This window comes from Methylobacterium fujisawaense, assembly GCF_014138435.1.
In the GTDB taxonomy this organism is placed as follows: Bacteria; Pseudomonadota; Alphaproteobacteria; order Rhizobiales; family Beijerinckiaceae; genus Methylobacterium; species Methylobacterium fujisawaense.
In genome coordinates this window covers 579676-600462 of record NZ_JACJIM010000003.1, presented here as the reverse complement: position 1 = coordinate 600462, position 20787 = coordinate 579676, and the positions used below count along the sequence as shown (strand labels likewise).

25 protein-coding genes are annotated in these 20787 nt (G+C 70.3%); 17 read left to right on the top strand and 8 right to left on the bottom strand.

From position 1 onward, the window contains the following. Positions 1-134 precede the first annotated feature (134 nt). The 9 genes from GGQ91_RS11980 to dprA all read left to right on the top strand — a co-directional run bounded on the left by GGQ91_RS11980 (position 135) and on the right by dprA (position 7682). On the top strand, positions 135-1010 hold the full coding sequence (locus tag GGQ91_RS11980; protein WP_043760730.1) for an S-methyl-5'-thioadenosine phosphorylase: 876 nt from the start codon (positions 135-137) through the stop codon (positions 1008-1010). 84 nt (positions 1011-1094) lie between these two features. Continuing rightward, positions 1095-1682: an imidazoleglycerol-phosphate dehydratase HisB gene (hisB, locus tag GGQ91_RS11975; protein WP_043383667.1), complete on the top strand. Its 588-nt coding sequence runs from the start codon at positions 1095-1097 to the stop codon at positions 1680-1682. A gap of 73 nt (positions 1683-1755) precedes the next feature. Further along, positions 1756-2235, top strand: coding sequence for a DUF2628 domain-containing protein (locus tag GGQ91_RS11970; protein ID WP_455709730.1), 480 nt, complete (start codon positions 1756-1758; stop codon positions 2233-2235). 19 nt (positions 2236-2254) lie between these two features. After that, positions 2255-2914, top strand: a complete 660-nt coding sequence (gene hisH / locus GGQ91_RS11965; RefSeq protein WP_043351441.1) for an imidazole glycerol phosphate synthase subunit HisH — start codon at positions 2255-2257, stop codon at positions 2912-2914. A 37-nt stretch (positions 2915-2951) separates the two neighbouring features. After that, a complete protein-coding gene (hisA, locus tag GGQ91_RS11960) occupies positions 2952-3695 on the top strand; it encodes a 1-(5-phosphoribosyl)-5-[(5-phosphoribosylamino)methylideneamino]imidazole-4-carboxamide isomerase (RefSeq protein WP_043755576.1) in 744 nt (247 codons plus the stop codon). A 32-nt stretch (positions 3696-3727) separates the two neighbouring features. Continuing rightward, positions 3728-4531, top strand: coding sequence for an imidazole glycerol phosphate synthase subunit HisF (hisF, locus tag GGQ91_RS11955; RefSeq protein ID WP_012317478.1), 804 nt, complete (start codon positions 3728-3730; stop codon positions 4529-4531). Continuing rightward, positions 4528-5832 (top strand): dihydroorotase, encoded by a 1305-nt coding sequence (locus GGQ91_RS11950; RefSeq protein ID WP_182592010.1) that lies wholly within the window; start codon positions 4528-4530, stop codon positions 5830-5832. Before hisF ends, GGQ91_RS11950 begins: the two co-directional genes overlap by 4 nt. After that, positions 5832-6434: a glycerol-3-phosphate 1-O-acyltransferase PlsY gene (gene plsY / locus GGQ91_RS11945; protein WP_246410679.1), complete on the top strand. Its 603-nt coding sequence runs from the start codon at positions 5832-5834 to the stop codon at positions 6432-6434. The genes GGQ91_RS11950 and plsY overlap by 1 nt, the downstream gene beginning before the upstream one ends. A gap of 36 nt (positions 6435-6470) precedes the next feature. Further along, a complete protein-coding gene (gene dprA / locus GGQ91_RS11940) occupies positions 6471-7682 on the top strand; it encodes a DNA-processing protein DprA (RefSeq protein WP_182592008.1) in 1212 nt (403 codons plus the stop codon). Here the strand turns inward: dprA and ruvX are convergent. Both ruvX and GGQ91_RS11930 read right to left on the bottom strand, forming a co-directional pair. After that, complete coding sequence (gene ruvX, locus GGQ91_RS11935; RefSeq protein WP_043355472.1) at positions 7672-8178, bottom strand: Holliday junction resolvase RuvX; 507 nt, start codon at positions 8176-8178, stop codon at positions 7672-7674. The genes dprA and ruvX overlap by 11 nt on opposite strands. After that, positions 8175-8744, bottom strand: a complete 570-nt coding sequence (locus tag GGQ91_RS11930; protein ID WP_182592007.1) for an SMI1/KNR4 family protein — start codon at positions 8742-8744, stop codon at positions 8175-8177. Before GGQ91_RS11930 ends, ruvX begins: the two co-directional genes overlap by 4 nt. Positions 8745-8916: 172 nt before the next feature. Here GGQ91_RS11930 and GGQ91_RS11925 point away from each other — a divergent pair, with 172 nt between their 5' ends. From GGQ91_RS11925 to gatB, 5 genes are all read left to right on the top strand, one after another. Then, positions 8917-9057 carry a hypothetical protein gene (locus GGQ91_RS11925; protein ID WP_164706408.1) on the top strand — a complete coding sequence of 47 codons (141 nt, stop codon included), beginning with the start codon at positions 8917-8919 and terminating at the stop codon, positions 9055-9057. A 183-nt stretch (positions 9058-9240) separates the two neighbouring features. Next, a complete protein-coding gene (gene gatC / locus GGQ91_RS11920) occupies positions 9241-9528 on the top strand; it encodes an Asp-tRNA(Asn)/Glu-tRNA(Gln) amidotransferase subunit GatC (protein ID WP_043355468.1) in 288 nt (95 codons plus the stop codon). 78 nt (positions 9529-9606) lie between these two features. Continuing rightward, positions 9607-11085 (top strand): Asp-tRNA(Asn)/Glu-tRNA(Gln) amidotransferase subunit GatA, encoded by a 1479-nt coding sequence (gene gatA / locus GGQ91_RS11915; protein ID WP_170867456.1) that lies wholly within the window; start codon positions 9607-9609, stop codon positions 11083-11085. Then, entirely contained in the window at positions 11082-11381 is a 300-nt protein-coding gene (locus GGQ91_RS11910; protein WP_043354732.1) for a hypothetical protein, read from the top strand. Before gatA ends, GGQ91_RS11910 begins: the two co-directional genes overlap by 4 nt. A 211-nt stretch (positions 11382-11592) precedes the next feature. Then, positions 11593-13065, top strand: a complete 1473-nt coding sequence (gene gatB / locus GGQ91_RS11905; protein WP_182592006.1) for an Asp-tRNA(Asn)/Glu-tRNA(Gln) amidotransferase subunit GatB — start codon at positions 11593-11595, stop codon at positions 13063-13065. Positions 13066-13773: 708 nt separating this feature from the next. On the opposite strand, the gene GGQ91_RS11900 is transcribed toward gatB, so the two are convergent. The 5 genes from GGQ91_RS11900 to GGQ91_RS11880 form a co-directional block, all read right to left on the bottom strand. Next, positions 13774-14256 carry a DUF3280 domain-containing protein gene (locus tag GGQ91_RS11900; RefSeq protein ID WP_182592005.1) on the bottom strand — a complete coding sequence of 161 codons (483 nt, stop codon included), beginning with the start codon at positions 14254-14256 and terminating at the stop codon, positions 13774-13776. Between the two features lie 72 nt (positions 14257-14328). Beyond that, positions 14329-15384: an efflux RND transporter periplasmic adaptor subunit gene (locus tag GGQ91_RS11895; protein WP_182592004.1), complete on the bottom strand. Its 1056-nt coding sequence runs from the start codon at positions 15382-15384 to the stop codon at positions 14329-14331. After that, complete coding sequence (locus GGQ91_RS11890; RefSeq protein WP_043347071.1) at positions 15384-15578, bottom strand: DUF1656 domain-containing protein; 195 nt, start codon at positions 15576-15578, stop codon at positions 15384-15386. The genes GGQ91_RS11895 and GGQ91_RS11890 overlap by 1 nt, the downstream gene beginning before the upstream one ends. A 24-nt stretch (positions 15579-15602) precedes the next feature. Continuing rightward, a complete protein-coding gene (locus GGQ91_RS11885) occupies positions 15603-17642 on the bottom strand; it encodes an FUSC family protein (protein WP_182592003.1) in 2040 nt (679 codons plus the stop codon). Positions 17643-17770: 128 nt separating this feature from the next. Further along, the gene (locus GGQ91_RS11880; RefSeq protein WP_053608680.1) at positions 17771-18085 is read right to left on the bottom strand and encodes a hypothetical protein; all 315 of its coding nucleotides are present in this window, start codon (positions 18083-18085) and stop codon (positions 17771-17773) included. A gap of 240 nt (positions 18086-18325) precedes the next feature. Between GGQ91_RS11880 and GGQ91_RS11875 the strand changes: the two genes are divergently transcribed. Then, positions 18326-18961, top strand: coding sequence for a glutathione S-transferase N-terminal domain-containing protein (locus tag GGQ91_RS11875; RefSeq protein ID WP_043347074.1), 636 nt, complete (start codon positions 18326-18328; stop codon positions 18959-18961). Between the two features lie 7 nt (positions 18962-18968). Here GGQ91_RS11875 and GGQ91_RS11870 read toward each other — a convergent pair whose 3' ends face one another. Further along, the gene (locus tag GGQ91_RS11870) at positions 18969-19433 is read right to left on the bottom strand and encodes a DUF2147 domain-containing protein (RefSeq protein ID WP_043347075.1); all 465 of its coding nucleotides are present in this window, start codon (positions 19431-19433) and stop codon (positions 18969-18971) included. A 268-nt stretch (positions 19434-19701) separates the two neighbouring features. Here GGQ91_RS11870 and ndk point away from each other — a divergent pair, with 268 nt between their 5' ends. After that, positions 19702-20124, top strand: coding sequence for a nucleoside-diphosphate kinase (gene ndk / locus GGQ91_RS11865; RefSeq protein WP_043073092.1), 423 nt, complete (start codon positions 19702-19704; stop codon positions 20122-20124). A 168-nt stretch (positions 20125-20292) separates the two neighbouring features. Continuing rightward, positions 20293-20658 (top strand): hypothetical protein, encoded by a 366-nt coding sequence (locus GGQ91_RS11860; protein ID WP_043383689.1) that lies wholly within the window; start codon positions 20293-20295, stop codon positions 20656-20658. Positions 20659-20787 lie beyond the last annotated feature (129 nt).

The following is a 20787-nucleotide window of genomic DNA, read 5'->3' as shown; positions in this document are numbered from 1 at the left end:
GAAGGACGGCTCCAGAGATCGCTGCGAATTCTGGAGCCCTCCTTCGAGGCCTCCGCTTCGCTCCGACACCTCAGGATGAGGTGGCGGATGGATCAGGCGGCCGTTATGTGCTGCGCGACCAGGGGAATACCTTCATGACGGCAGCGGTCCTCGGAGTGATGGGCGGGTCCGGCGTCTACGACCTGCCGGGTCTCGAGGACGTGCGCGAAGAGCGCGTGGCGTCGCCCTGGGGCGAGCCCTCGGACGCCCTGCGCATCGGGCGGATCGGCGAGACCAAGGTCGTGTTCCTGGCCCGGCACGGGCGGGGACACCGGCTCTCGCCGTCGGGCATCAACTACCGCGCCAACATCGACGTCCTGAAGCGGGCCGGGGTCACCGACCTCGTCGCCCTCTCGGCCTGCGGCTCGTTCCGCGAGGAGCTGCCGCCGGGCCTCTTCGTGCTCGTCGACCAGTTCGTCGACCGCACCCACGGGCGCGCCACCTCGTTCTTCGGCGACGGCTGCGTCGCCCACGTGTCCCTCGCCCATCCGGTCGGTCCGGGGCTGCAGGCGCGGATCGCCGTCGCCGCGAAGGCCGAGGACATCGCGGTGCATCGCGGCGGCACCTATGTCTGCATGGAGGGGCCGCAATTCTCGTCGCTCGCCGAATCCCGGGCCTACAAGGCCCAGGGCTTCGACGTGATCGGCATGACCAACATGCCCGAGGCCAAGCTCGCCCGCGAAGCGGAGATCACCTACGCCACCATCGCGATGGTCACCGACTTCGATTGCTGGCACCCGGGCCACGACGCGGTGGACGTCGCCTCGGTGATCGCGGTCGCCCGGGCCAACGCCGACAAGGCGGCGCGGCTCGTCGCCCGTCTCGCCCGCGATTTCCCGGCCGAGCGCGAGCCGTGCCCGGCGGGCGCGCACCGGGCGCTCGACGGCGCGATCATGACGGCGCCCGCGGTCCGGGATCCGGCATTGCTCGCCAAGCTCGACGCCGTGGCGGGACGGGTCCTCAACGGGTAGCCGGCCGCCCTTTCCATTCGGCGGCGAGTCCCTCTAGAAGGCGCGGGCGGCCGCGGCCGCCCCAGACGCGAAGTCCAGACCGAAATGCGCAGCGCCTCCATCAGCCGGAAGACCGCGGAAACCGATATCGCGGTCACCGTCCATCTCGACGGGACCGGGCGATCCAATATTGCCACCGGGATCGGCTTCCTCGACCACATGCTGGATCTGCTGGCGCGGCACGCCCTGTTCGACCTGGACGTGAAGGTCGTGGGCGACCTGCATATCGACCAGCACCACTCGGCCGAGGATTGCGGCATCGCCCTGGGCCAGGCCTTCGCCAAGGCACTCGGCGACAAGCGCGGCGTCACGCGCTACGCCGACATCCACCTGCCGATGGACGAGGCGCTGACCCGGGTCTGCGTCGACATCTCGGGTCGTCCGTTCCTGGTGTTCCGCACCGCCTTCCGCGTGGAGAAGATCGGGACCTTCGACACCGAGCTGGTGCGCGAGTGGTTCCAGGCCTTCGCGATGAATGCCGGCCTGACCCTCCACGTGGAGACTCTCTACGGCGACAACGCCCACCACATCGCGGAGAGCTGCTACAAGGGGCTGGCCCGGGCCTTGCGGAAGGCCGTGGCGATCGATCCGCGGGAGGAGGGGCGCGTTCCCTCCACCAAGGGCTCCCTGTAGACCTGTTGTCGCCGGGCGCCCGGATCGGCCACGCGGCCGTCGCGGCGCACGCTGTCGGAGTTTCGCGATGCGGATGCGCAGCTACACGCTCCACCTGCCGGCCGATGCGCGGCCGGGCGAGTCGGTCGAACTCGACCGGGCCGTGCTGGTGCGGGACGGCTTTTCCTGGCCGGCCTTCGCCTTCACGGTGCTGTGGTTCCTGTTTCACCGCCTCTGGCTCGCCGCCCTGATCGTCCTCGTCGGCCTCGTGGCATTGGCCGCGGCCGGCTTCGTGCTCGGGTTGCCGACCGGTGCCGGCTTGATCGTCTCCCTGCTGGCCGCTTGGCTGATCGGCCTCGAAGCGTCGAGCCTCCGCCGCTGGACCCTAGCCCGGCGCGGCTGGCCGGCGCGTGACGCGGTCATCGCCGCGACGCCCGAGGAGGCCGAGGCGCGGGCCCTGAACCGCTGGCTCGAAGCCAGCACGACAACGCCGCGGGCCCCGTTCCCGAGCGGTCCCAGCCGGCGGTCCGAGCCGGTGATCGGGCTGTTCCCCGCCCAGGAAGGCGCCCGGTGAGAGTCCGGGCGAGACGCGCATGAGCACCGAGACCGTCGCGATCATCGATTACGGGTCGGGCAACCTCCATTCCGCCGCCAAGGCTTTCGAGCGCGCCGCCCGCGAAAGCGGGCGCGATGCGCGGATCTGCCTGACCTCGGATCCGGAGGTGGTGGCCGCGGCCGACCGCGTCGTGCTGCCCGGTGTCGGCGCCTTCGCGGATTGCCGCCGCGGGCTCGATGCCGTCCCCGGCATGGTCGAGGCGATGACCCAGGTCGCGCACGAGGCGGGGCGCCCGTTCCTCGGGATCTGCGTGGGGATGCAGCTCCTGGCGACCCGCGGGCTGGAATATACCACGACGCCGGGCCTCGGCTGGATTCCCGGCGATGTCGGTCCGATCCGGCCGTCGGATCCGACCCTGAAGGTCCCCCATATGGGCTGGAACACCCTGCGGACCGAGCGCGACCATCCCCTGCTCGCCGGCATTCCCACCGGCGATGACGGGCTGCACGCCTATTTCGTGCACAGCTACGCGCTCAATGCGGAACGCCCGGACGACGTGGTGGCGCGCGCCGAGTACGGTGGCCCGGTCACCGCCCTCGTCGCCCGCGACAATGTCGCCGGCACGCAGTTCCACCCCGAGAAGAGCCAGCGGCTGGGCCTCGCGCTCATCGCCAACTTCCTGAACTGGCGCCCGTGAGCGCCGTTCGGCCCAGGCAAGAAGGACAGAAGCGCCCGTGATCCTGTACCCGGCGATCGACCTGAAAGAGGGGCGTTGCGTCCGCCTCATCCAGGGGGACATGGCGCAGGCCAAGGTCTTCGGCGACGATCCGGCCGCACAGGCCGCGATCTTCGAGGCGCAGGGCTTCTCCTGGCTCCACGTGGTCGATCTCGACGGCGCCTTCGCGGGCGCGCCGCGGAACGCGGAGGCCGTCGACGCCATCCTCGCGCGGGTGAAGATCCCGGTCCAGCTCGGCGGCGGCATCCGCGAGATGAAGACTCTGGAGGGCTGGCTGAGCAAGGGCGTCGCCCGGGCGATCATCGGCACCGCGGCGGTGCGCGATCCCGGCTTCGTCCGGGAGGCCGCCCGCAAGTATCCGGGCAAGATCGCGGTCGGGATCGACGCCAAGGACGGCCGCGTCGCGGTCGAGGGCTGGGCCCAGACCTCCAGCATGACTGCGGAGGAGCTGGGGCGCCGGTTCGAGGACGCGGGCGTCGCGGCGATCATCTACACCGACATCGCCCGCGATGGCATCCTGAAGGGCCTCAACGTCGAGATGACCCTGGCACTCGCAGAGGCCGTGCGCATCCCGGTGATCGCCTCGGGCGGCCTCGCGTCGATCGACGACGTGCACCGGCTGCTGCAGCCGGATTGCGCGCTGATCGCCGGCGCGATCACGGGCCGGGCACTCTACGACGGCCGCATCGATCCGGAAGCGGCCCTGGCGGCGATCGCTGCGGCGCGCGGCCCGGCCGCGTGATAGTCTGAGGCCTGCGATATGAGACGGCGCCCGTGCTGAAGACCCGCATCATCCCCTGCCTCGACGTGAAGGACGGGCGCGTCGTGAAGGGCGTGCGCTTCGAGGGTCTGCGCGACGCCGGCGATCCCGTCGAGGCCGCCAAGGTCTACGACGCGGCCGGCGCCGACGAGCTGTGCTTCCTCGACATCACGGCGAGCCGCGAGGCCCGCGGCACGCTGCTCGACATCGTCAGCCGCACCGCCGAGGCCTGCTTCATGCCGCTCACCGTGGGCGGCGGCGTGCGCACCGTCGAGGACGTCCGCGCCCTGCTGCTGGCCGGCGCCGACAAGGTCGCGATCAACACCGCGGCCGTGAAGGATCCCGACCTCGTGGCCCGGGCCGCCGAGAAGTTCGGCGCGCAGTGCATCGTCGTCGCGATCGACGCCAAGCGCGTCTCGCCGCCCGGCGCGCCGGCCGCCTGGGAGATCTTCACCCATGGCGGCCGCGACCCGACGGGGATCGACGCCGTGGCCTTCGCGCGGCTGGTGGCCGAGAAGGGCGCCGGCGAGCTGCTCGTGACCTCCATGGACAAGGACGGCACCCGCTCCGGCTACGACCTCGCGCTGACGCGGGCGATCAGCGACGCCGTCACCGTGCCGGTGATCGCCTCGGGCGGCGTCGGCGGCCTCGACGACCTCGTGGCCGGCGTGGCCGAGGGCGGCGCCAGCGCCGTGCTGGCGGCCTCCATCTTCCATTTCGGGCAGGCGAGCGTCGCCGAGGCGAAGGCGCACATGGCGGCAGCCGGCCTCGCCATGCGCCTCGACGGCCCGGCCTCTTCCGCGAGGGCGCCCCTGTGAGCAGCTATCTTCTGGCGAACGCCAACCTCCTCGATCCCGAAACCGGCCACGAGACCGCCGGCGCGGTGCTGGTACGGGACGGCCGCATCGCCGACATCGCCGCCGGCGCGGCGCCGGGTGCCCCGGCCGACGCGAAGCGCGTCGATTGCGCGGGCCGCGTGCTGACCCCCGGGCTGATCGACATGCGCGCCTTCGTGGGCGAGCCGGGGGCCGAGCACCGCGAGACCCTGGCCTCGGCGAGCGCCGCGGCGGCCGCGGGCGGCGTCACGACGCTCGTCTGCATGCCCGACACCAACCCGGTGATCGACGAGCCGGCCATCGTCGATTTCGTGCTCCGCCGCGCCCGCGACACGGCGAGCGTCAACGTCCTGCCGGCGGCCGCCATCACCAAGGGGCTTGCCGGCCGGGAGATGACCGAGTTCGGTTTGCTCAAGGAGGCCGGCGCGGTCGCCTTCACGGACGGGCTCCGGGCCGTGGCGAACGCCCAGGTGCTGCGCCGCGCCTTGACCTACGCCCGGGATTTCGACGCCCTGATCGTGCAGCACGTGGAGGAAGCGTCTCTCGTCGCCGAGGGCGTGATGAACGAGGGCGAGCTCGCCTCGCGCCTCGGGCTGATGGGGATCCCCCGCGAGGCGGAGACCGTGATGCTGGAGCGGGACATCCGCCTCGTACGGCTCACCGGCGCCCGCTACCACGCGGCGATGATCTCCTGCGCCGATTCGGTCGAGATCGTCCGGCGGGCGAAGCAGGACGGCCTGCCGGTGACCTGCGGCGTCTCGGTGAACAACCTCGTCCTCAACGAGAACGACATCGGCCATTACCGCACCTTCTGCCGGCTCTCGCCGCCCCTGCGCCACGAGACCGACCGGCAGGCGGTGGTGCGCGCCCTGGACGAGGGTGTGATCGACGTCGTCGTGTCGGATCACAACCCGCAGGACGTCGAGACCAAGCGCCTGCCCTTCGCCGAGGCGGCGGACGGGGCACTGGGCATCGAGACCCTGCTTGGCGCCGCGATGCGCCTCGTCCATACCGGCGACCTGGCGCTGCCCAAGCTTATCGCCGCGCTCACCGTGAACCCGGCGCGGATCCTCGGCCGCGAGGCTGGCCGGCTGGCGGTTGGTGCCCCCGCCGACCTGGTCCTGATCGATCCCGATCTGCCCTACGTCCTCGACAAGCGCCGGCTGAAGTCGCGCTCCAAGAATTCCCCGTTCGACGAGGCGCGCCTCCAGGGCGCGGCGGTGCTGACGCTGGTCGGCGGACGGATCGTCCACGCGGTCGACGATCTCGCGGCCGCCGCATGATGCTTCCCGATCTCGCGACACCGGCCGCCCTCGGCGGCCTCGCCCTCGGCTACGCCCTGGGCTCGATTCCGTTCGGGCTGATTCTGACCAAATTCGCCGGCCTCGGCGACGTACGGGCCATCGGCTCGGGCAATATCGGCGCCACCAACGTGCTGCGGACCGGCCGCAAGGGCCTTGCCGCGGCGACCCTGCTGGGTGACGCCCTCAAGGGAACCATCGCCGTCTTGCTCGCCAAGAACCTGGGCGAGGGTGCGGCGCTCGCCGCGGGGCTCGGTGCGTTCCTGGGGCACCTGTTCCCCATCTGGCTCGGATTCAAAGGCGGCAAGGGTGTCGCGACATTCATCGGCGTGCTCCTGGCCTTCAATGCCGCGGCGCTCGGTCTCTTTGCAGCGATCTGGCTCGGGCTCGCCTTCGCGCTCAAGTATTCGTCGCTGGCGGCACTTGCGGCATCCGCGGCGACACCCTTGGCCCTGTGGGCTCTCGGCGCGCCGACCCAAGCTTTGCTGTTCCTCATCTTGGCCGTGCTGCTATGGTGGAAGCACGCGCCCAACATCCGCCGGCTCGCAAACGGCACCGAGGGGCGCATCGGCCAGAAAGGCTGAGCGCACGCGCGCCACGCGCGGACCTTGGGGAAGTGCATGCAGCTCACCGACGCGCAGCGGCTCGACTGGCTGCGGCTGATCCGGACCGAGGGCGTCGGGCCGCGCACCTTCCGGAGGCTGGTGAACCGGTTCGGCGGCGCGGCGGCCGCCCTGGACGCCCTTCCGGATCTCGCAGGCCGCCAGGGTCGGCGGATCACGCCTCCGACGCGCAGCGAAGCCGAGGCCGAGATCGCGGCGCTCGCCCGCCTCGACGGCCGGCTGATCGCCACGGGCGAGGCGGACTACCCCCGGCTCCTCGCGCAGGTCGACGCGGCGCCGCCGCTCCTGGCCCTGCGCGGTGCCGGCATCCTGAACCGGCCGGCCGTTGCGCTCGTCGGTTCGCGCAACGCCTCGACGGCAGGGCTCGCCTTCACGGAGCGGCTGGCCCGCGGCCTCGGCGAAGCCGGCCTGACGGTGGTCTCGGGCCTCGCCCGCGGGATCGACGCCCGGGCGCACAGGGCCAGCCTTCCGACAGGAACCATCGCCGTGATGGCGGGCGGCCAGGATCGGATCTACCCGGCGAGCCACGCGGCCCTGGTCGAGGCGATCCTGGGGGAGGGCGGTGCCGTCCTCGCCGAGATGCCTATGGGCTGGGAGCCCCGCGGACGCGACTTCCCGCGGCGCAACCGGATCATCTCCGGCCTGTCCTACGGGACCGTCGTGGTGGAGGCCGCCCGCCGCTCCGGCTCGCTGATCACGGCTCGCTACGCCCTGGAGCAGAACCGGGAGGTCTTCGCGGTCCCGGGCTCGCCGCTGGACCCGCGCGCCGAGGGCACCAACGACCTGATCCGCCAGGGCGCCACCCTCGTCTCCGAGGTCGCCCACGTCGTCGAGGTGCTGGGCCCGATCATCGAGCGCGGCCCGGACGCGGAGGCGGCGCCGGCGCGCGGTCGGCCGGACCTCGCCGAGCAGCCGGATTTCTGGGACGAGATCGAGTTCGACGCGGCCGGCGCGGATTGCGATCCGGTCCCGCTGTGGCCCGACCGCGAGACTGCCGGCCGCCCCGTCTGCGAAGACGAGCCGCCCCAGCCCGCGGATGACCGGGCGCGGATCGTCGCCCTGCTCGGCCCGAGCCCGGTGGGCACCGACGAGCTGGCCCGGAGCGCCGGGGTCGGCGCCCGGACCGTGCAGAGCGTGCTGCTGGAACTGGAGCTCGACGGACGGATCGAGCGCCACGGCAGCGGCACGGTCTCCCTGGTCAGTCGCTGAGGAAATCGTCCTCGGTGTCGGCATCGGCGTCGGCGAGATTGCGCATGACGTCGAGGCAGCCCTGCAGGATGTAGGCGGCGGCGAGCTTGTCCACGAGTTCGCCGCGCCGCGCCCGCGAGGCGTCGGCTTCGATCAGCGCGCGCGTGACCACGGCGGTCGAGAGACGCTCGTCGAAGAAGACGTGGGGCAGGGGGAGGATCGGCGCGAGGTTGCGCATGAAGGCGCGGGTCGACTGCACCCGCGGCCCCTCGCTGCCATCCATGTTGAGCGGCAGCCCGACCACCAGGCCGCCGACCGCGTGCTGCCGGCAGAGGGTCGCGAGCCGCTGCGCGTCGGGGGTGAACTTCACCCGGCGGATCGTCTCCAGGGGTGTCGCGATCTGGCGGCCGAGATCCGACAGGGCGAGCCCGATCGTCTTGGTGCCGAGATCGATGCCGATCAACCGGGCGCCGCCGCGGGACTCGGCCGCGAAGGCGCGGATCGCGTCGAAGTTCATGACTCCGCCTGTGCGGTGCGCGCCAGGGTGGCCTCGGCAATACCCTCGAACCGGGCGGGGAGGGGCTCCGCGCCCGGCCCCAGAACCAGCGCCGCGGACGGCGCGGCGACCCGGGTGAAGAAATCGTCGAGGCTCTCGCCGCCGAACCGCACCGTCTCCAGATCGGGCGCGAGCAGCCAGACGTCGTACTCGCCGTCCGTCCCGGAGACGTCCCAAAACAGGAAGCTGCCATCCTCGCCCGCGCCGAAGAAGCAGGCGCGCTCGACGACGCTCGCTTCGCCGCCCTCGACATCGAAGCGGTGCGGCTCCGCGCCCTCTTCCAACATGGCGACGGCGGCACCGACGCTGTGGGCGATGAGCCCCGCCTGGGTCACCAGATCGCAGGCCGCGAACGGCGCCGGCACGGCGATGCGGAACTGTCCCCCCGCGAGGCCGACGCCGCAGGTCCGGCAGAAGGCGCGATAGGAGGCCGGCAGCGGAAAGCCGAGATTCGCCGCCGCACGGTCGAGAGCCCCTTCGTCCGGCACGAAGCCCGGCGCGAGATCCGCGAAAACCTGCTCCCACATCGATCCCGCTCCACCGTCCACAGGCTTCAGCTCCTGCGCAGATCGCCCCCGGTGCGCGCGGAGCCGTTCGCGTCTAGGTAGGTTAATGTTCCGTTAAACCACACTGTAGGGGCCCGCCTTGTCGACGAACGGCCAGCTCTCCTGTTCCGCACCGTCCGGATATCGGCGGGCGATGCCGCGCAAGCACCGCTGGATGCTGCTCCTCGCCTTCGAGATCCTGGTCGCGGGCTTCACCCAAGCCATGATCCAGCCGGTCCGGCAACCGGGAATCACCATCGAGATGTCGGTGACGCCCCACCACGTCGTGACCTGATCGGCCCCACACGAGTGTCGGCCTGCGGGTTCGGTCCCGGTGACGTCGCCAGGGCCGGCCTTCGTCTGCTCCGGCACGCCGGCCTTCCGCCCGCTTCGACCCGCGTTGCAGCGCGTCGAGCGCCGATGCTATAGCCCGACCGACTTCGGGAGAGTGCTCCCGGGCAGGGACGAACGGGACGGCATGTCGGTCGACGAGAAGACGGTTCGGCGCATCGCGCATCTGGCGCGGATCGCGGTCACCGACGACGAAGTCGGGCCGCTGCAGGGCGAGCTGAACGCCATCCTGGCCTTTGTCGAGCAACTCGGCACGGTCGACGTCACGGGCGTCGAGCCGATGACCTCGGTGACGCCGATGGCGATGAAGAAGCGTGAGGACGTCGTCACCGAGGGCGGCCGCGCCGCCGACGTCGTCGCCAACGCGCCCGAGACCGAGGACAATTACTTCCTGGTCCCGAAGGTGGTCGAGTAGGCCGAGGACGGCCCGGACCTTGCGGACCGGATTTCTGGCGGGCAGGCGCGCGACAGCGCGCGCGGGGACGTGAACAGCGTGGATCCGAACGAACTCACCCTGGCCGAAGCGCGCGATGCCCTGAAGGCGAAGCGGATCTCGGCCCGCGAGCTGACCCAGGCGCATCTCGACGCCATGGCCAAGGCCCGCGTCCTGAACGCGTATATCCGGGAGACCCCGGACCGCGCCCTGGCGATGGCCGAGGCTTCCGACCGGAAGATCGCATCGGGCGAGGGCCGCCCCCTCGAGGGCATCCCCCTCGGCATCAAGGACCTGTTCTGCACGCACGGCGTGACGACCACGGCGGGCTCCAAGATCCTCGAAACCTTCGAGCCGCATTACGAATCGGCCGTGTCGGCCAATCTGTGGCGCGACGGCGCCGTGATGCTCGGGAAGCTCAATCTCGACGAATTCGCCATGGGCTCGTCCAACGAGACCAGTGCCTACGGCAACGTGGTCTCGCCCTGGCGGCGCAAGGGATCGGACACGCAGATCGTGCCCGGCGGCTCCTCGGGCGGCTCCGCCGCGGCGGTCGCCGCGCGGCTCTGCCTCGGCGCCACCGCGACCGATACCGGCGGCTCCATCCGGCAGCCCGCCGCCTTCACCGGCACGGTGGGGATCAAGCCGACCTACGGGCGGTGCTCGCGCTGGGGTACTGTGGCCTTCGCCTCCTCCCTCGACCAGGCGGGCCCGATCGCCCGGACGGTGCGCGACTGCGCCATCCTCCTCGGCTCCATGGCGGGCCCCGATCCCCGGGATACGACCTGCACCGACCTGGCGGTGCCCGATTTCGAAGCCGCCGTGTCGCGCGGCGTGAAGGGCCTCACCATCGGCATCCCGAAGGAGTACCGGGTCGACGGCATGCCCGCCGAGATCCAGAAGCTCTGGGACGAGGGCGCCGCGTGGCTCAAGGCAGCCGGTGCGACGATCCGGGAGATCTCGCTGCCGCACACCGCCTACGCGCTGCCGGCCTACTACATCGTGGCCCCGGCGGAAGCCTCCTCGAATCTCGCGCGCTACGACGGCGTCCGCTACGGCCTGCGCGTGCCCGGCAAGGACATCGCCGGGATGTACGAGAACACCCGGGCCGCCGGCTTCGGCCGCGAGGTCAAGCGCCGGATCATGATCGGCACCTACGTGCTCTCGGCCGGCTACTACGACGCCTATTACGTCCGCGCGCAGAAGATCCGCACGCTGATCAAGCGTGACTTCGAGGCGGCCTACGCCGCCGGAGTCGACGCGATCCTCACGCCGGCGACGCCGTCGGCCGCCTTCGGCATCGGCGAGAAGGCCTCGGCCGACCCGGTGGAGATGTACCTCAACGACGTGTTCACCGTGACGGTGAACATGGCGGGCCTCCCGGGCATCGCCGTGCCGGCGGGGCTCGATGGCCAGGGCCTGCCCCTCGGCCTCCAGCTCATCGGCCGGCCCTTCGACGAAGAAACGCTGTTCGCGGTCGCGCAGGTGATCGAGGAAGCGGCGGGCCGCACCGTCCTGCCCGAGCCGTGGTGGTCATGACCGTCCCCTATTACCCCTGGACGATCTGGATCTGGGCCGGGTTCGATCCGGCGCTGATCGTGGTGGCGGTCTATCTCGGCTGGACCGCCAGCCAGTTCGGCAAGGTCTTCATCGCGGCGATCGCGGCGCTCGGATTCTCGGTGCTGTTCTCCTACGCGGTCAGCGCCGCCGGCATCCCCTGGCCGGCGCCGATCACCCGCGACGGCCCGACCTTTTTCCCGGTGCGCGCCGTCGCGGCTCTACTCTGGGCCATCCTCGGCTACGGCGCCCGGCAGGCGGTCAGACGCCGCGCTTGATCTTTTCGCGACGCCGCCCGTAAGTGACCGGACGACATCCACGCCCACCCGCGCCCTCGTCCCGAGGTGCCCGCGTGAGCGGGCCTCGATGGAGGCCTCCAGCCGGCCGCGCGATCCCTGGAGCCCTCCTTCGCGGCTGCTGCGCAGCACCTCAGGATGAGGGCGTGGGTGGGGGGATCACGCCAAGCTCCTTTTCTCGGCCCGGACGACCATGAACGCACCCGTCGACCCCAAGAAGCTGATCAAGGGCGGCCTCCACGATTGGGAGGTGATCGTCGGCATGGAGATCCACGCCCAGGTGTCCAGCCGGGCGAAGCTGTTCTCCGGCGCCTCGACGGAATTCGGCGGGGAACCCAACGACCACGTCTCCCTGGTCGATGCCGCGATGCCCGGGATGCTGCCGGTGATCAATGCGGAATGCGTGGCCCAGGCGGTGCGCACCGGCCTCGGCCTGAAGGCCAAGATCAACCTGCGGTCGGTGTTCGACAGGAAGAACTACTTCTACCCGGATCTGCCCCAGGGCTATCAGATCTCGCAGTACAAGGATCCGATCGTCGGCGAGGGCGAAGTTCTCGTGGATCTGCCCGACGGTGCGTCGATCACCGTGGGCATCGAGCGCCTGCACCTCGAGCAGGATGCCGGCAAGTCGCTGCACGATCAGGACCCGACCCGGAGCTTCGTGGACCTCAACCGCTCGGGCGTGGCGCTGATGGAGATCGTCTCCCGGCCCGACCTGCGCTCCTCCGAGGAGGCGAAGGCCTACGTGACCAAGCTGCGCACGATCCTGCGCTACCTCGGCACCTGCGACGGCGACATGGAGAAGGGATCGCTCCGCGCCGACGTGAACGTCTCGGTGCGCCGCCCCGGCGAGCCGCTGGGCACCCGCTGCGAGATCAAGAACGTCAACTCGATCCGCTTCATCGGGCAGGCGATCGAGACCGAGGCGCGGCGCCAGATCGCCATCCTCGAGGACGGTGGAAAGATCGACCAGGAGACGCGCCTTTTCGACCCGACCAAGGGCGAGACGCGCTCGATGCGCTCCAAGGAAGAGGCGCACGATTATCGCTACTTCCCCGATCCGGACCTGCTGCCGCTCGAATTCGACCAGGCCTATGTCGACGCCCTGGCCGAGGGGCTGCCCGAGCTGCCGGATGCCAAGAAGGCGCGGTTCGTCTCCGCGTTCGGCCTCTCGCCCTACGACGCCGGCGTGCTGGTCGCCGAGCGTGCCTCCGCCGACTACTACGAGGCGGTGGCCAAGGGCCGGGACGGCAAGGCCGCGGCCAACTGGGTGATCAACGAGCTGTTCGGGCGCCTCAACAAGGAGGGCCTGTCCATCGAATCGACACCGGTCTCGGCGGACCAGCTCGGCGCGATCATCGACCTGATCGGCGAGGGCGTGATCTCCGGCAAGATCGCCAAGGACCTGTTCGAGATCGTCTGGACCGAGGGCGGCGACCCGCGCGCCATCGTCGAGAGCCGCGGCATGAAGCAGGTGACCGACACGGGCGCCATCGAGGCGGCGGTGGATCAGATCATCGCGGCCAATCCCGACAAGGTCGCCCAGGCCAAGGAGAAGCCGACTCTGCTGGGCTGGTTCGTCGGCCAGACCATGAAGGCCACGGGCGGCAAGGCAAATCCCGCGGCGGTGAACGCGTTGCTCAAGGCGAAGCTCGGGATCGATTGACACCCGATGGCCCGAGCGGCGCGAAGTAGGCCAGCTCTGGGATATCGCGTGTGGGCCGAGCCATCGGCGCGGCGACATCGCAGGCCGATTGACCCGGAGCGCGGACGGCGCGCCCGGGCGCTCGAACCACCGTCGGTGCAAGATCGCGTCGTGACGGCAGGCCTGCCTTCCGGGCTCAGCTCCGCGCAGACAGGCGGTGAGCCGGCCGCCCTCGGGGCCACGACGAAATCCCGCCACGGCGAGGCCGGGCAGGCAATGGACCAGCAGCTTCTGTCTTAGGGAAACCGCGGCGGAACGGCTCAAAGTGGGGCATTTTGCGTGTTCGAAGGCGCGCCATAATTGGCCGCTTCTGCGCCCCTGGAGCCGCGTCCGTCCGGCTGTCCGTGTGCTGCCGCTAAGTTCCGGGCCGAACCTGTCCCTGAACCGTCTAGGCGGCTTTCCGCTGCGGTGGAGTCATCCCTGTCTCCTCCAGCTTCCGGCAACCGGACGTCTTACGAAACCTGACACCGTCAAGGTTTCCGTCCGGTCGGTGCCGGCTTTCGCCAAGCACAGGTGGAGACTGCGCCCGTCTTGCCGAGCCGTCAATAGCCATTTTGCCGGCACAGCGGCACCTCGCACGACATCGCCGGGGGATCGCAGTGCAGCGCCAAGCCCGTCAATCACTTGGATCGATCCTTCGGCGCTGCGAAATATCGGCTGGGGGGCGCGTTACTTGCCGGCACCCATAGTGTTCTCGACGAGAAAGCGAATACCGCGGTCGAAGGACTCGTCCGTGTTACCGCGCAGGTCGACGCTGTAGGCCCGCTCGGGCGCGTCGCCGGTGAGGGGCTTCACGTAGACGTTCAGGTTGAGGATCAGGTTCGAGACCTTCTGCACCTCGCCGGTGATGGCGACGTCGGCGCCGAGTTCGCGGGCGAAGTCATCCGCACAGCCGTTGCAGCGCCGCAGGTCCGCGCTCTTGGCGACCGCCGCCCGGACTGGATCGGTCGAGATCACGATGTACAGGCCCTTTCTCTCCAGCAGAGCGCGCAGTTTGGCGCTCACCCGCTCGAGGCGCGCGGCGTCCGCTGCATCGCTCGGAACCGGGGACAGGTTCGAGAACTGGAAGTCGAACACCGCCGCCTTCAGCGGCGCGGCCGCGGCGGGCCCTGCGGTCAGCAGGAGGCAGGCGAGTCCAAGCCATCGGTTCATCGGAGTCTCCCACGCGGTGGTGTCTCCGGGAAACCGCATCACCGGCCATCGGGATCGCGGCGGCGCGGCGATTCACCTCTGATCGGCCGCCGCGGTGGGTCCGGCTGCCGGCGTCATCAGGGCGGAGACCCGGTCGCGCAGGTCCATGAACCAGTTGGGCGCCGGGCCGCGGCCGCCGTTGACGAACACGGTCGCGGTCATGCCGGCGATGAGCGGGACGCCCGGCGGAACATGGTCGATGCGGATGCGGACCGGGACCCGCTGGGCGAGGCGCACCCAGGTATAGACCGGGTTGACGTCCGGCAGCCCCTGCGTGCTCGCAGCGGCATTGGCCGTGGAGATGCCCAGCGTGATGCTGTGAACCGTCCCGGTGAGATGTGGATCGAAGCCCATCAGCTTCACGTCGGCGCTGTCGCCGACCCGGATGTTGGACATCTTGGTCTCTTCGAAATAGCCGTCGATCCAGAAGGAATCGGTGTCGACCACGTTGATGTTCGCGGTGCCGGCCCGGGCATAGTCGCCGACGCGCATCAGCAGGTTCGTGACCCGCCCGTTGACGGTGGATGTCACCCGGGTGCGCTCCAGGTTGACCTTGGCCTGCCGCAATTGCGCCTGGGCGCTCTCCAGCGCCGCCTCGGCGATCTTGGCCGCGCCGGCAAATTGCTGCTTCTCTTCGACGGAGGTCGACACCGTCGAGAGCGCCTGCCGCCGGGCCGACTGGGCGTTCTTCACCTGCAGGTCGGCCTCGCGGTTCTTGACCTCGGCATCCGCCGACGCGACCGCGACCTCGAAGTCGATCGGGTCGATGACGTAGAGGACGTCGCCCTTGCGCACGGTCTGGTTGTCCTGGACGCGGACCTCGACGATCTGCCCGGCGACCTGCGGCGCGATGTTGGCGACCTGCACCCGGACCGTGCCGTCGCGCGTCCAGGGCGCCGCCACGTAGAATTCCCAGACGAAGGCCGCCGCCAGGATCGCGGCGAGCAGGATCACGCCGGTGGCCGCCAGCCGGAAGATCTTGGCGGCTCGGCCCCGGCGCGGGATGGCGGGCAACGGATCGCGCCGCCCCGGCGCATCGTCGCGGGCGGCGGGCTTCGGATCGTCCTCGTCGGCGGTCGTGTCGGGCATCAGATGAACGCTATCAGGAGGGCGAGAACACAGACGTAGAGGCCGGCCTCGGCGAGCGGGGCGTTGGCGACGTAGCGGCTGAAGCGGAGGCGCGCGAAGGCGAAGCGCAGAATGATCAGGATCACGAACGCCGCCAGGGCATAGGCGACGAAGGCCGTGACCAGCACCCCGCCGACATGGATGTCCTCGTGCATGGTAACCCCGGAAGAAGTCGCCCGTCAGAAGAGCGCGATGTCGAGGCGATGGAGGAATCGCCGGTGGCGGGTGATGGTCCGTGATGCCGTTACGAGATCGCTGGCCGCGCGGGCGGTGGTGAGCCGCACGGCCCGGCCCTGGCCGGCGGCGGCCCGGATCAGGTCACGCGCCGCGGTCTCGAGCCCGCGATCGTTGCCCGAAGCGAGGGCCTCCCGCGCCCGCGGGATCGCGCCGCGCAGGGCCTCGATGGACCAGAGGCGGCGCAGCTCCGCGTGGGCCCGGGCGGCGGCGGCCTCCAGACGGGCGAGGGCAAAGGCGTGATGCAGGTTCGCCCGCCGCACGGCGCCGCTCCCCGAGCTGTAGCCGGCGAACTGAAACAGCCGGTCGGCATTCAGGCTGGTGCGGGTGGTGGCATCGCCTCCCTGGCCGATTAGCGCGTCGGCGAGCGCCCGCCGGGCCGAATCGAGGGCGAAGCCCCGCTGCTGCGCAGGCGTGACCGGCAGGACCAGGCGGACGACGATCGACAGGATCACGGCCGCCGCGACCACGAGGAACGCGTTCAGCAGGAAGGTCAGGGCGTCGTAGGTCTGCGGATTCGAGGGGCCGAGCAGGACTGGAAAGAACACGATCAGGATGAAGCCGATGCCGAAGGTCTTCGGGTTCAGCGACAGGAAGCAGCCGAGGAAGATCACCGGAGCCATGACGATCGCCAGCATCGGGAACCCCTGGACACCGTTCAGGAGCGCGAAGCGGGCGATGCCCGCAAGGGTCGCCGCGAGCGTCATCCCGATGACGACCCCGTTGGCGAATTTCTTCGGATCCGGCGTCACGGAGGACAGGGCCGCGGTGGCGGCCACTTGGACCAGCGCGAAGGAGGCCTGCGGCAGGCCGAGCGCCACGAAGGCGGCGGCCGTCACGGCGAAGCTCAAGGCGACCCGCAGGGCGCCGCGGAGGGCGACCGGGAAGTCGCGATGGGTCGGCAGCCGGGCGTCGCGCAGGGGCTCGTGGCCGTCCGCCACCGCGCGGATGCCGTCCTGCGCGAAGGTCGCCGCACAGACGAAGTCCAGGGCGCGCTGGAGAACCACCACCTCGTCGAGGGGCCGGTGCCCGTCCCGGATCGCGGAATCGACCAGGTCGCGCAGGCGCTCGTCGTCGCGATCGAGGGCATCGGGATCGGGCGCGTCGGCCACCCTTCGGCAGATCGCCATCGCCTCCGCGACCGCCGGGCTCGGATGGCGCAGGCACGCGGCCGCAGCCGCCACGCTGCGGATCGCAGCCGCCATCGCGTACAAGGCGGCGATGCAGCTGCGCGCGCCGGCCGCACGGAACCGGCCGTCGTCGAGTTCGCCCGCGATGGCGCTGGCATCGGCCCGCATCGGCGCGATGGTGCGGATCAGCGCGGCGGTCCGCGTCGCGCCGAGATCGCCGGATTCCAGCGTCTCCCGGGCATAGCTCCGCGTGTCGTCCCAGCCCTTGCGGAGTTGGGGCAGCAGCGCCCGCCACGTGCTCGGGGAGGCGAGGGCGTCGTTGATGAAGGTGATCACGACGATGCCGAGAACGATCACGGCGACGCGGGACACGGCGGCGTCGAAGGTGCCCTGCGGGTCGTCGATCTGGCCCAGGGCGACGATCGCCACGGTGTAGCCGGACAGCATGGCGCCGTAGGCCCGTGTGTCCTGCAGGTACTGGGCGACGAAGACGCAGAGGCCGAGCCAGACGGTGAAGCCGAGGAGCAGAAGCACCCGGTCCTGCCCGAACAGGGCCATGAAGACGATCGACACCGCGGCCCCGATGAGCGTGCCGAGAAGGCGGTACACCGCCTTGGAAATGGCCTGCCCGCGCTTGGGCTGGGCGAGGATCGCCACGCAGGTGGCGGCGGACGAGGCGCTGTCGAGCTGGAGCCAGAAGGCCATCGCCAGCGCCAGCATCATGGCGATCCAGATGCGCAGGGCAAAGGCCCAGGCCGCCGGCTTGGGCACCCAGGCATCGAGGAACGCCACCGCGCGGTCGAGAAGCGACCCGGCCGACGGATCCGCGGCGGGCGCGACGGGGGCCTCAGCCATGCCGGACCCGGCGCGGTGCGCCGTCCGCCGCCCGTGGGGACGGATGAAGGTCCAACATGTCCTCGCCTTTCCCGCCGCCCCGCCGCGGATGTCTGAACAATCGAGAAGCGCTGCGGTTCGCGACCGGCTCAGGCTTTATCGCCGCCCTTCAGCCGCTTGTTGCACTTGCTCCAGTACTGCGGCCATTTCGGCCCCTGCGCGGCCTTCTGAGCGTCGGTCAGGGCGCGCCATTCGGCGCCGCAGGTCTTCTGCCGGTCGCGGGCGGCGGACTGGCCGGGGCTCGGCTGCTTCGCTGCGGGCGAGGCCGGCGCCGCCGAGGGCGCCTCGGAGGCCGGCGGCGCCTTGGCTGTCGACTCTTTGGCGGCCGGCTCCTTGGCGAGGACAGGCTGGGCGGCGAGCAGCGGCACGGACAGGATCGCGATCCTGACGAGACGATCGATCATCGGATATTCCCCCTCGGGCGTCGTTGCGACGCCCGAGACGCAGTCTCGCCGCTCGCCCCGGGAGACGGCAAGCCCGGCGCCGCAGCCGCCAACAGCTGCCGCCACGCCGTGTCGAATCCTCAGGCCCGCTCTCGGGATGCCCTTGAGCGTGGCCGGGAAATCGTCTTCACTGTCGGGGTTGTCCGGAAAAGGCGGAGGACCATCGCACCGCCGACGATTGGGTCCAGGAGCAGACAGAGCATGGCAGCGGTGTCCGGGCGGCCGATCGACGTCCATACCTGGAGTACGCCGAACGGCTGGAAGATCCCGATCATGCTGGAGGAGTGCGGGCTCCCCTACCGCATCGTTCCCGTGGATATCGCCAAGAACGAGCAGTTCGCTCCCGATTTCCTGGCGATCTCACCCAACAACAAGATCCCGGCCATCGTCGATCCGGAGGGTCCCGGCGGACAGCCGATCTCGGTCTTCGAATCAGGCGCGATCCTGCAGTATCTCGGCCGGAAAACCGGGCAGTTCTATCCGGCCGACGAGCGCGCCCGCGTCCTCGTCGACGAGTGGCTGTTCTGGCAGGTGGCGGGCTTCGGGCCGATGCTCGGGCAGACGCACCACTTCAAGATCTACGCGCCCGAGAAGCTGCCCTACGCGATCGACCGGTTCACCGCAGAGGCGAAGCGTCTGTACGGCGTGCTGGAGCGACGCCTCGAGGGCCGCGCTTTCTTGGCCGACGACTATTCCATCGCCGACATCGCGACGTTCACCTGGGCGAAGCTGAACTTCAAGCAGGGCGTCGACATCAACACCCTGCCGAACGTGGCGCGATGGCTCGAGAGCATCCTGGCGAGGCCGGCGGTGCAGCGCGGCCTCGCAGCGATCTGACAGGCGCTCAGTTCTTGTTCGCCGCCTGCTGGTTCACGTCCGGCACGCGGGTCCAGGTCTGGGATCCGCACAGGATCTTGAGCATGCAGCCAGAGACGTTGAGTTCGGCCTCGCTCTCGCGCTCCAGGCTGACCGTATAGATCTTGCCTTCTTCGATGTTGTAGAGTTCGCCGGTGTATTTCTCGTCGTCCGGCTTGAGGCCTTCGATGAGCTGCAGGCCGATCACCGGCCGCGCGCGCTTCTTCGGGTCGGGATTCTTGAGATCGGTGCGGGGAGCGCCGTTGTCGAAGGTCGGCGTCTTGAGCCAGACGACCTTGCCGCAGACGAGCTTCTGACCGGGCCCGCAGCGATCGATCCGGATCTTGGCGCGGCCGTCGCCGGTGAGCCAGGTGCCGGACGGATCCTTCGCGGTGTCGGCGGCGGCGGCGGTGAGGCCGGCGAGAAGCAGGCTGGCGCTGAGAGCGAGTCGCATGGTTCGTCTCCGGGATTGGGGCGTCGCGGACGCCCGAGGGGTGGACGAAGTCGGTTGGTGCGCGACTAGGCCGTCGCAATCGGGCGATTTTTCGGCCGTGTTGCGGCAGAGCCACGGCCGCGCTTGGACCGGCCGGTTCCGGGACGCCGCTTGAGACACGGGGGGGCGCCCGCTATAAGCCCGGCGCCGAAGCGAAATTTTCGCTGCCGCGGCGCGTCCGGCCTCCCGGCGTGCCGCAAACCTTTTCCACAGACAGACCGGACGCACCATGGCCACCGAGCGCACCTTCTCGATCCTGAAGCCCGACGCGACGCGGCGGAACCTGACCGGCGCGGTCAATGCCGTGATCGAGGAGGCGGGCCTCCGCATCGTCGGCCAGCGTCGCATCCGCATGACCAAGGAGCAGGCCGAGAAGTTTTACGAGGTGCACAAGGAGCGCCCGTTCTTCGGCGAGCTCGTGACCTTCATGACCTCCGGCCCGGTGGTAGTCCAGGTTCTCGAGGGCGAGAACGCGGTGGCCAAGTACCGTGAGGTGATGGGTGCGACCAATCCGGCCCAGGCCGCCGAGGGCACGATCCGCAAGAAGTTCGCCGAGTCCGTCGGCGAGAACACCGTGCACGGCTCCGACAGCGCCGAGAACGCCAAGATCGAGATCGCGCAGTTCTTCAAGGATTCCGATATCGCCGCTTGAGGCAACGGGCGGTGGCGGGTTGGGCACACCGACCCGCCATCGTCACGCACCGCACCCGGCGGCATCGGGAATGCCGCCGTGTGTGACCGGGCCGTCCTTGACGGGACGGAGCCCGGAAGCGTCCAACAGCCGAGCTTAGCCAACCTCAGCCCTCGGACGACCCCGACCATGACGATGCGCCGCCTGCCCCTGCTGATCGCGACCGGCCTATTCGCCCTCGGCGCGACCGCCGCCCTCGCGGGCGGATCCTCGGCCCCTTTCCAGCAGTACGAGCCGGATCCGGCCCTCAAGACCGCCAGCAAGGCCAATCTCGAAGGCCGCGTGCGCCACGCCTGCACGATCGTCCAGGCCCGCATGACCAGCGCCCCCGAGGCGTCCCTGGAGCGCCCCTGCGGCTGCTACGCCAAGCAGACCCTGCGCAGCCTCGACGCCGCCGAGATCGAGGCCTACCGGACCACGGGCTACTTCAACGATTCCGCCCGCGCGAAGGCCCTCTCGGCGCTGGACAGCTGCAAACTGCAGCGCCCCGTCTGAGGACGCAGACAGGGCTGCTTCGGTAGATGTCGCCTCTGCGAGCGCAGCGAAGCAGCCCAGCGCATCGGAACGTCGGCGAGCGGGCGATGCCGGATCGCCGGGCTCCGCCCGCAGGGACGATGGGCCGCC

What these genes read in the sequence shown, in the direction of transcription:
- ndk (WP_043073092.1), top strand. Translation starts at nt 19,702, where the DNA reads ATGGCCACCGAGCGCACCTTCTCGATCCTGAAGCCCGACGCGACGCGG.
- hisH (WP_043351441.1), top strand. Translation starts at nt 2,255, where the DNA reads ATGAGCACCGAGACCGTCGCGATCATCGATTACGGGTCGGGCAACCTC.
- gatC (WP_043355468.1), top strand. Translation starts at nt 9,241, where the DNA reads ATGTCGGTCGACGAGAAGACGGTTCGGCGCATCGCGCATCTGGCGCGG.
- GGQ91_RS11900 (WP_182592005.1), bottom strand. Translation starts at nt 14,256, where the DNA reads ATGAACCGATGGCTTGGACTCGCCTGCCTCCTGCTGACCGCAGGGCCC.
- gatB (WP_182592006.1), top strand. Translation starts at nt 11,593, where the DNA reads ATGAACGCACCCGTCGACCCCAAGAAGCTGATCAAGGGCGGCCTCCAC.
- GGQ91_RS11870 (WP_043347075.1), bottom strand. Translation starts at nt 19,433, where the DNA reads ATGCGACTCGCTCTCAGCGCCAGCCTGCTTCTCGCCGGCCTCACCGCC.
- GGQ91_RS11880 (WP_053608680.1), bottom strand. Translation starts at nt 18,085, where the DNA reads ATGATCGATCGTCTCGTCAGGATCGCGATCCTGTCCGTGCCGCTGCTC.
- GGQ91_RS11910 (WP_043354732.1), top strand. Translation starts at nt 11,082, where the DNA reads ATGACCGTCCCCTATTACCCCTGGACGATCTGGATCTGGGCCGGGTTC.
- GGQ91_RS11895 (WP_182592004.1), bottom strand. Translation starts at nt 15,384, where the DNA reads ATGCCCGACACGACCGCCGACGAGGACGATCCGAAGCCCGCCGCCCGC.
- GGQ91_RS11885 (WP_182592003.1), bottom strand. Translation starts at nt 17,642, where the DNA reads ATGGCTGAGGCCCCCGTCGCGCCCGCCGCGGATCCGTCGGCCGGGTCG.
- plsY (WP_246410679.1), top strand. Translation starts at nt 5,832, where the DNA reads ATGCTTCCCGATCTCGCGACACCGGCCGCCCTCGGCGGCCTCGCCCTC.
- hisB (WP_043383667.1), top strand. Translation starts at nt 1,095, where the DNA reads ATGCGCAGCGCCTCCATCAGCCGGAAGACCGCGGAAACCGATATCGCG.
- GGQ91_RS11875 (WP_043347074.1), top strand. Translation starts at nt 18,326, where the DNA reads ATGGCAGCGGTGTCCGGGCGGCCGATCGACGTCCATACCTGGAGTACG.
- GGQ91_RS11860 (WP_043383689.1), top strand. Translation starts at nt 20,293, where the DNA reads ATGACGATGCGCCGCCTGCCCCTGCTGATCGCGACCGGCCTATTCGCC.
- GGQ91_RS11925 (WP_164706408.1), top strand. Translation starts at nt 8,917, where the DNA reads ATGCCGCGCAAGCACCGCTGGATGCTGCTCCTCGCCTTCGAGATCCTG.
- ruvX (WP_043355472.1), bottom strand. Translation starts at nt 8,178, where the DNA reads ATGAACTTCGACGCGATCCGCGCCTTCGCGGCCGAGTCCCGCGGCGGC.
- GGQ91_RS11970 (WP_455709730.1), top strand. Translation starts at nt 1,756, where the DNA reads ATGCGCAGCTACACGCTCCACCTGCCGGCCGATGCGCGGCCGGGCGAG.
- dprA (WP_182592008.1), top strand. Translation starts at nt 6,471, where the DNA reads ATGCAGCTCACCGACGCGCAGCGGCTCGACTGGCTGCGGCTGATCCGG.
- GGQ91_RS11930 (WP_182592007.1), bottom strand. Translation starts at nt 8,744, where the DNA reads ATGTGGGAGCAGGTTTTCGCGGATCTCGCGCCGGGCTTCGTGCCGGAC.
- GGQ91_RS11980 (WP_043760730.1), top strand. Translation starts at nt 135, where the DNA reads ATGACGGCAGCGGTCCTCGGAGTGATGGGCGGGTCCGGCGTCTACGAC.
- GGQ91_RS11890 (WP_043347071.1), bottom strand. Translation starts at nt 15,578, where the DNA reads ATGCACGAGGACATCCATGTCGGCGGGGTGCTGGTCACGGCCTTCGTC.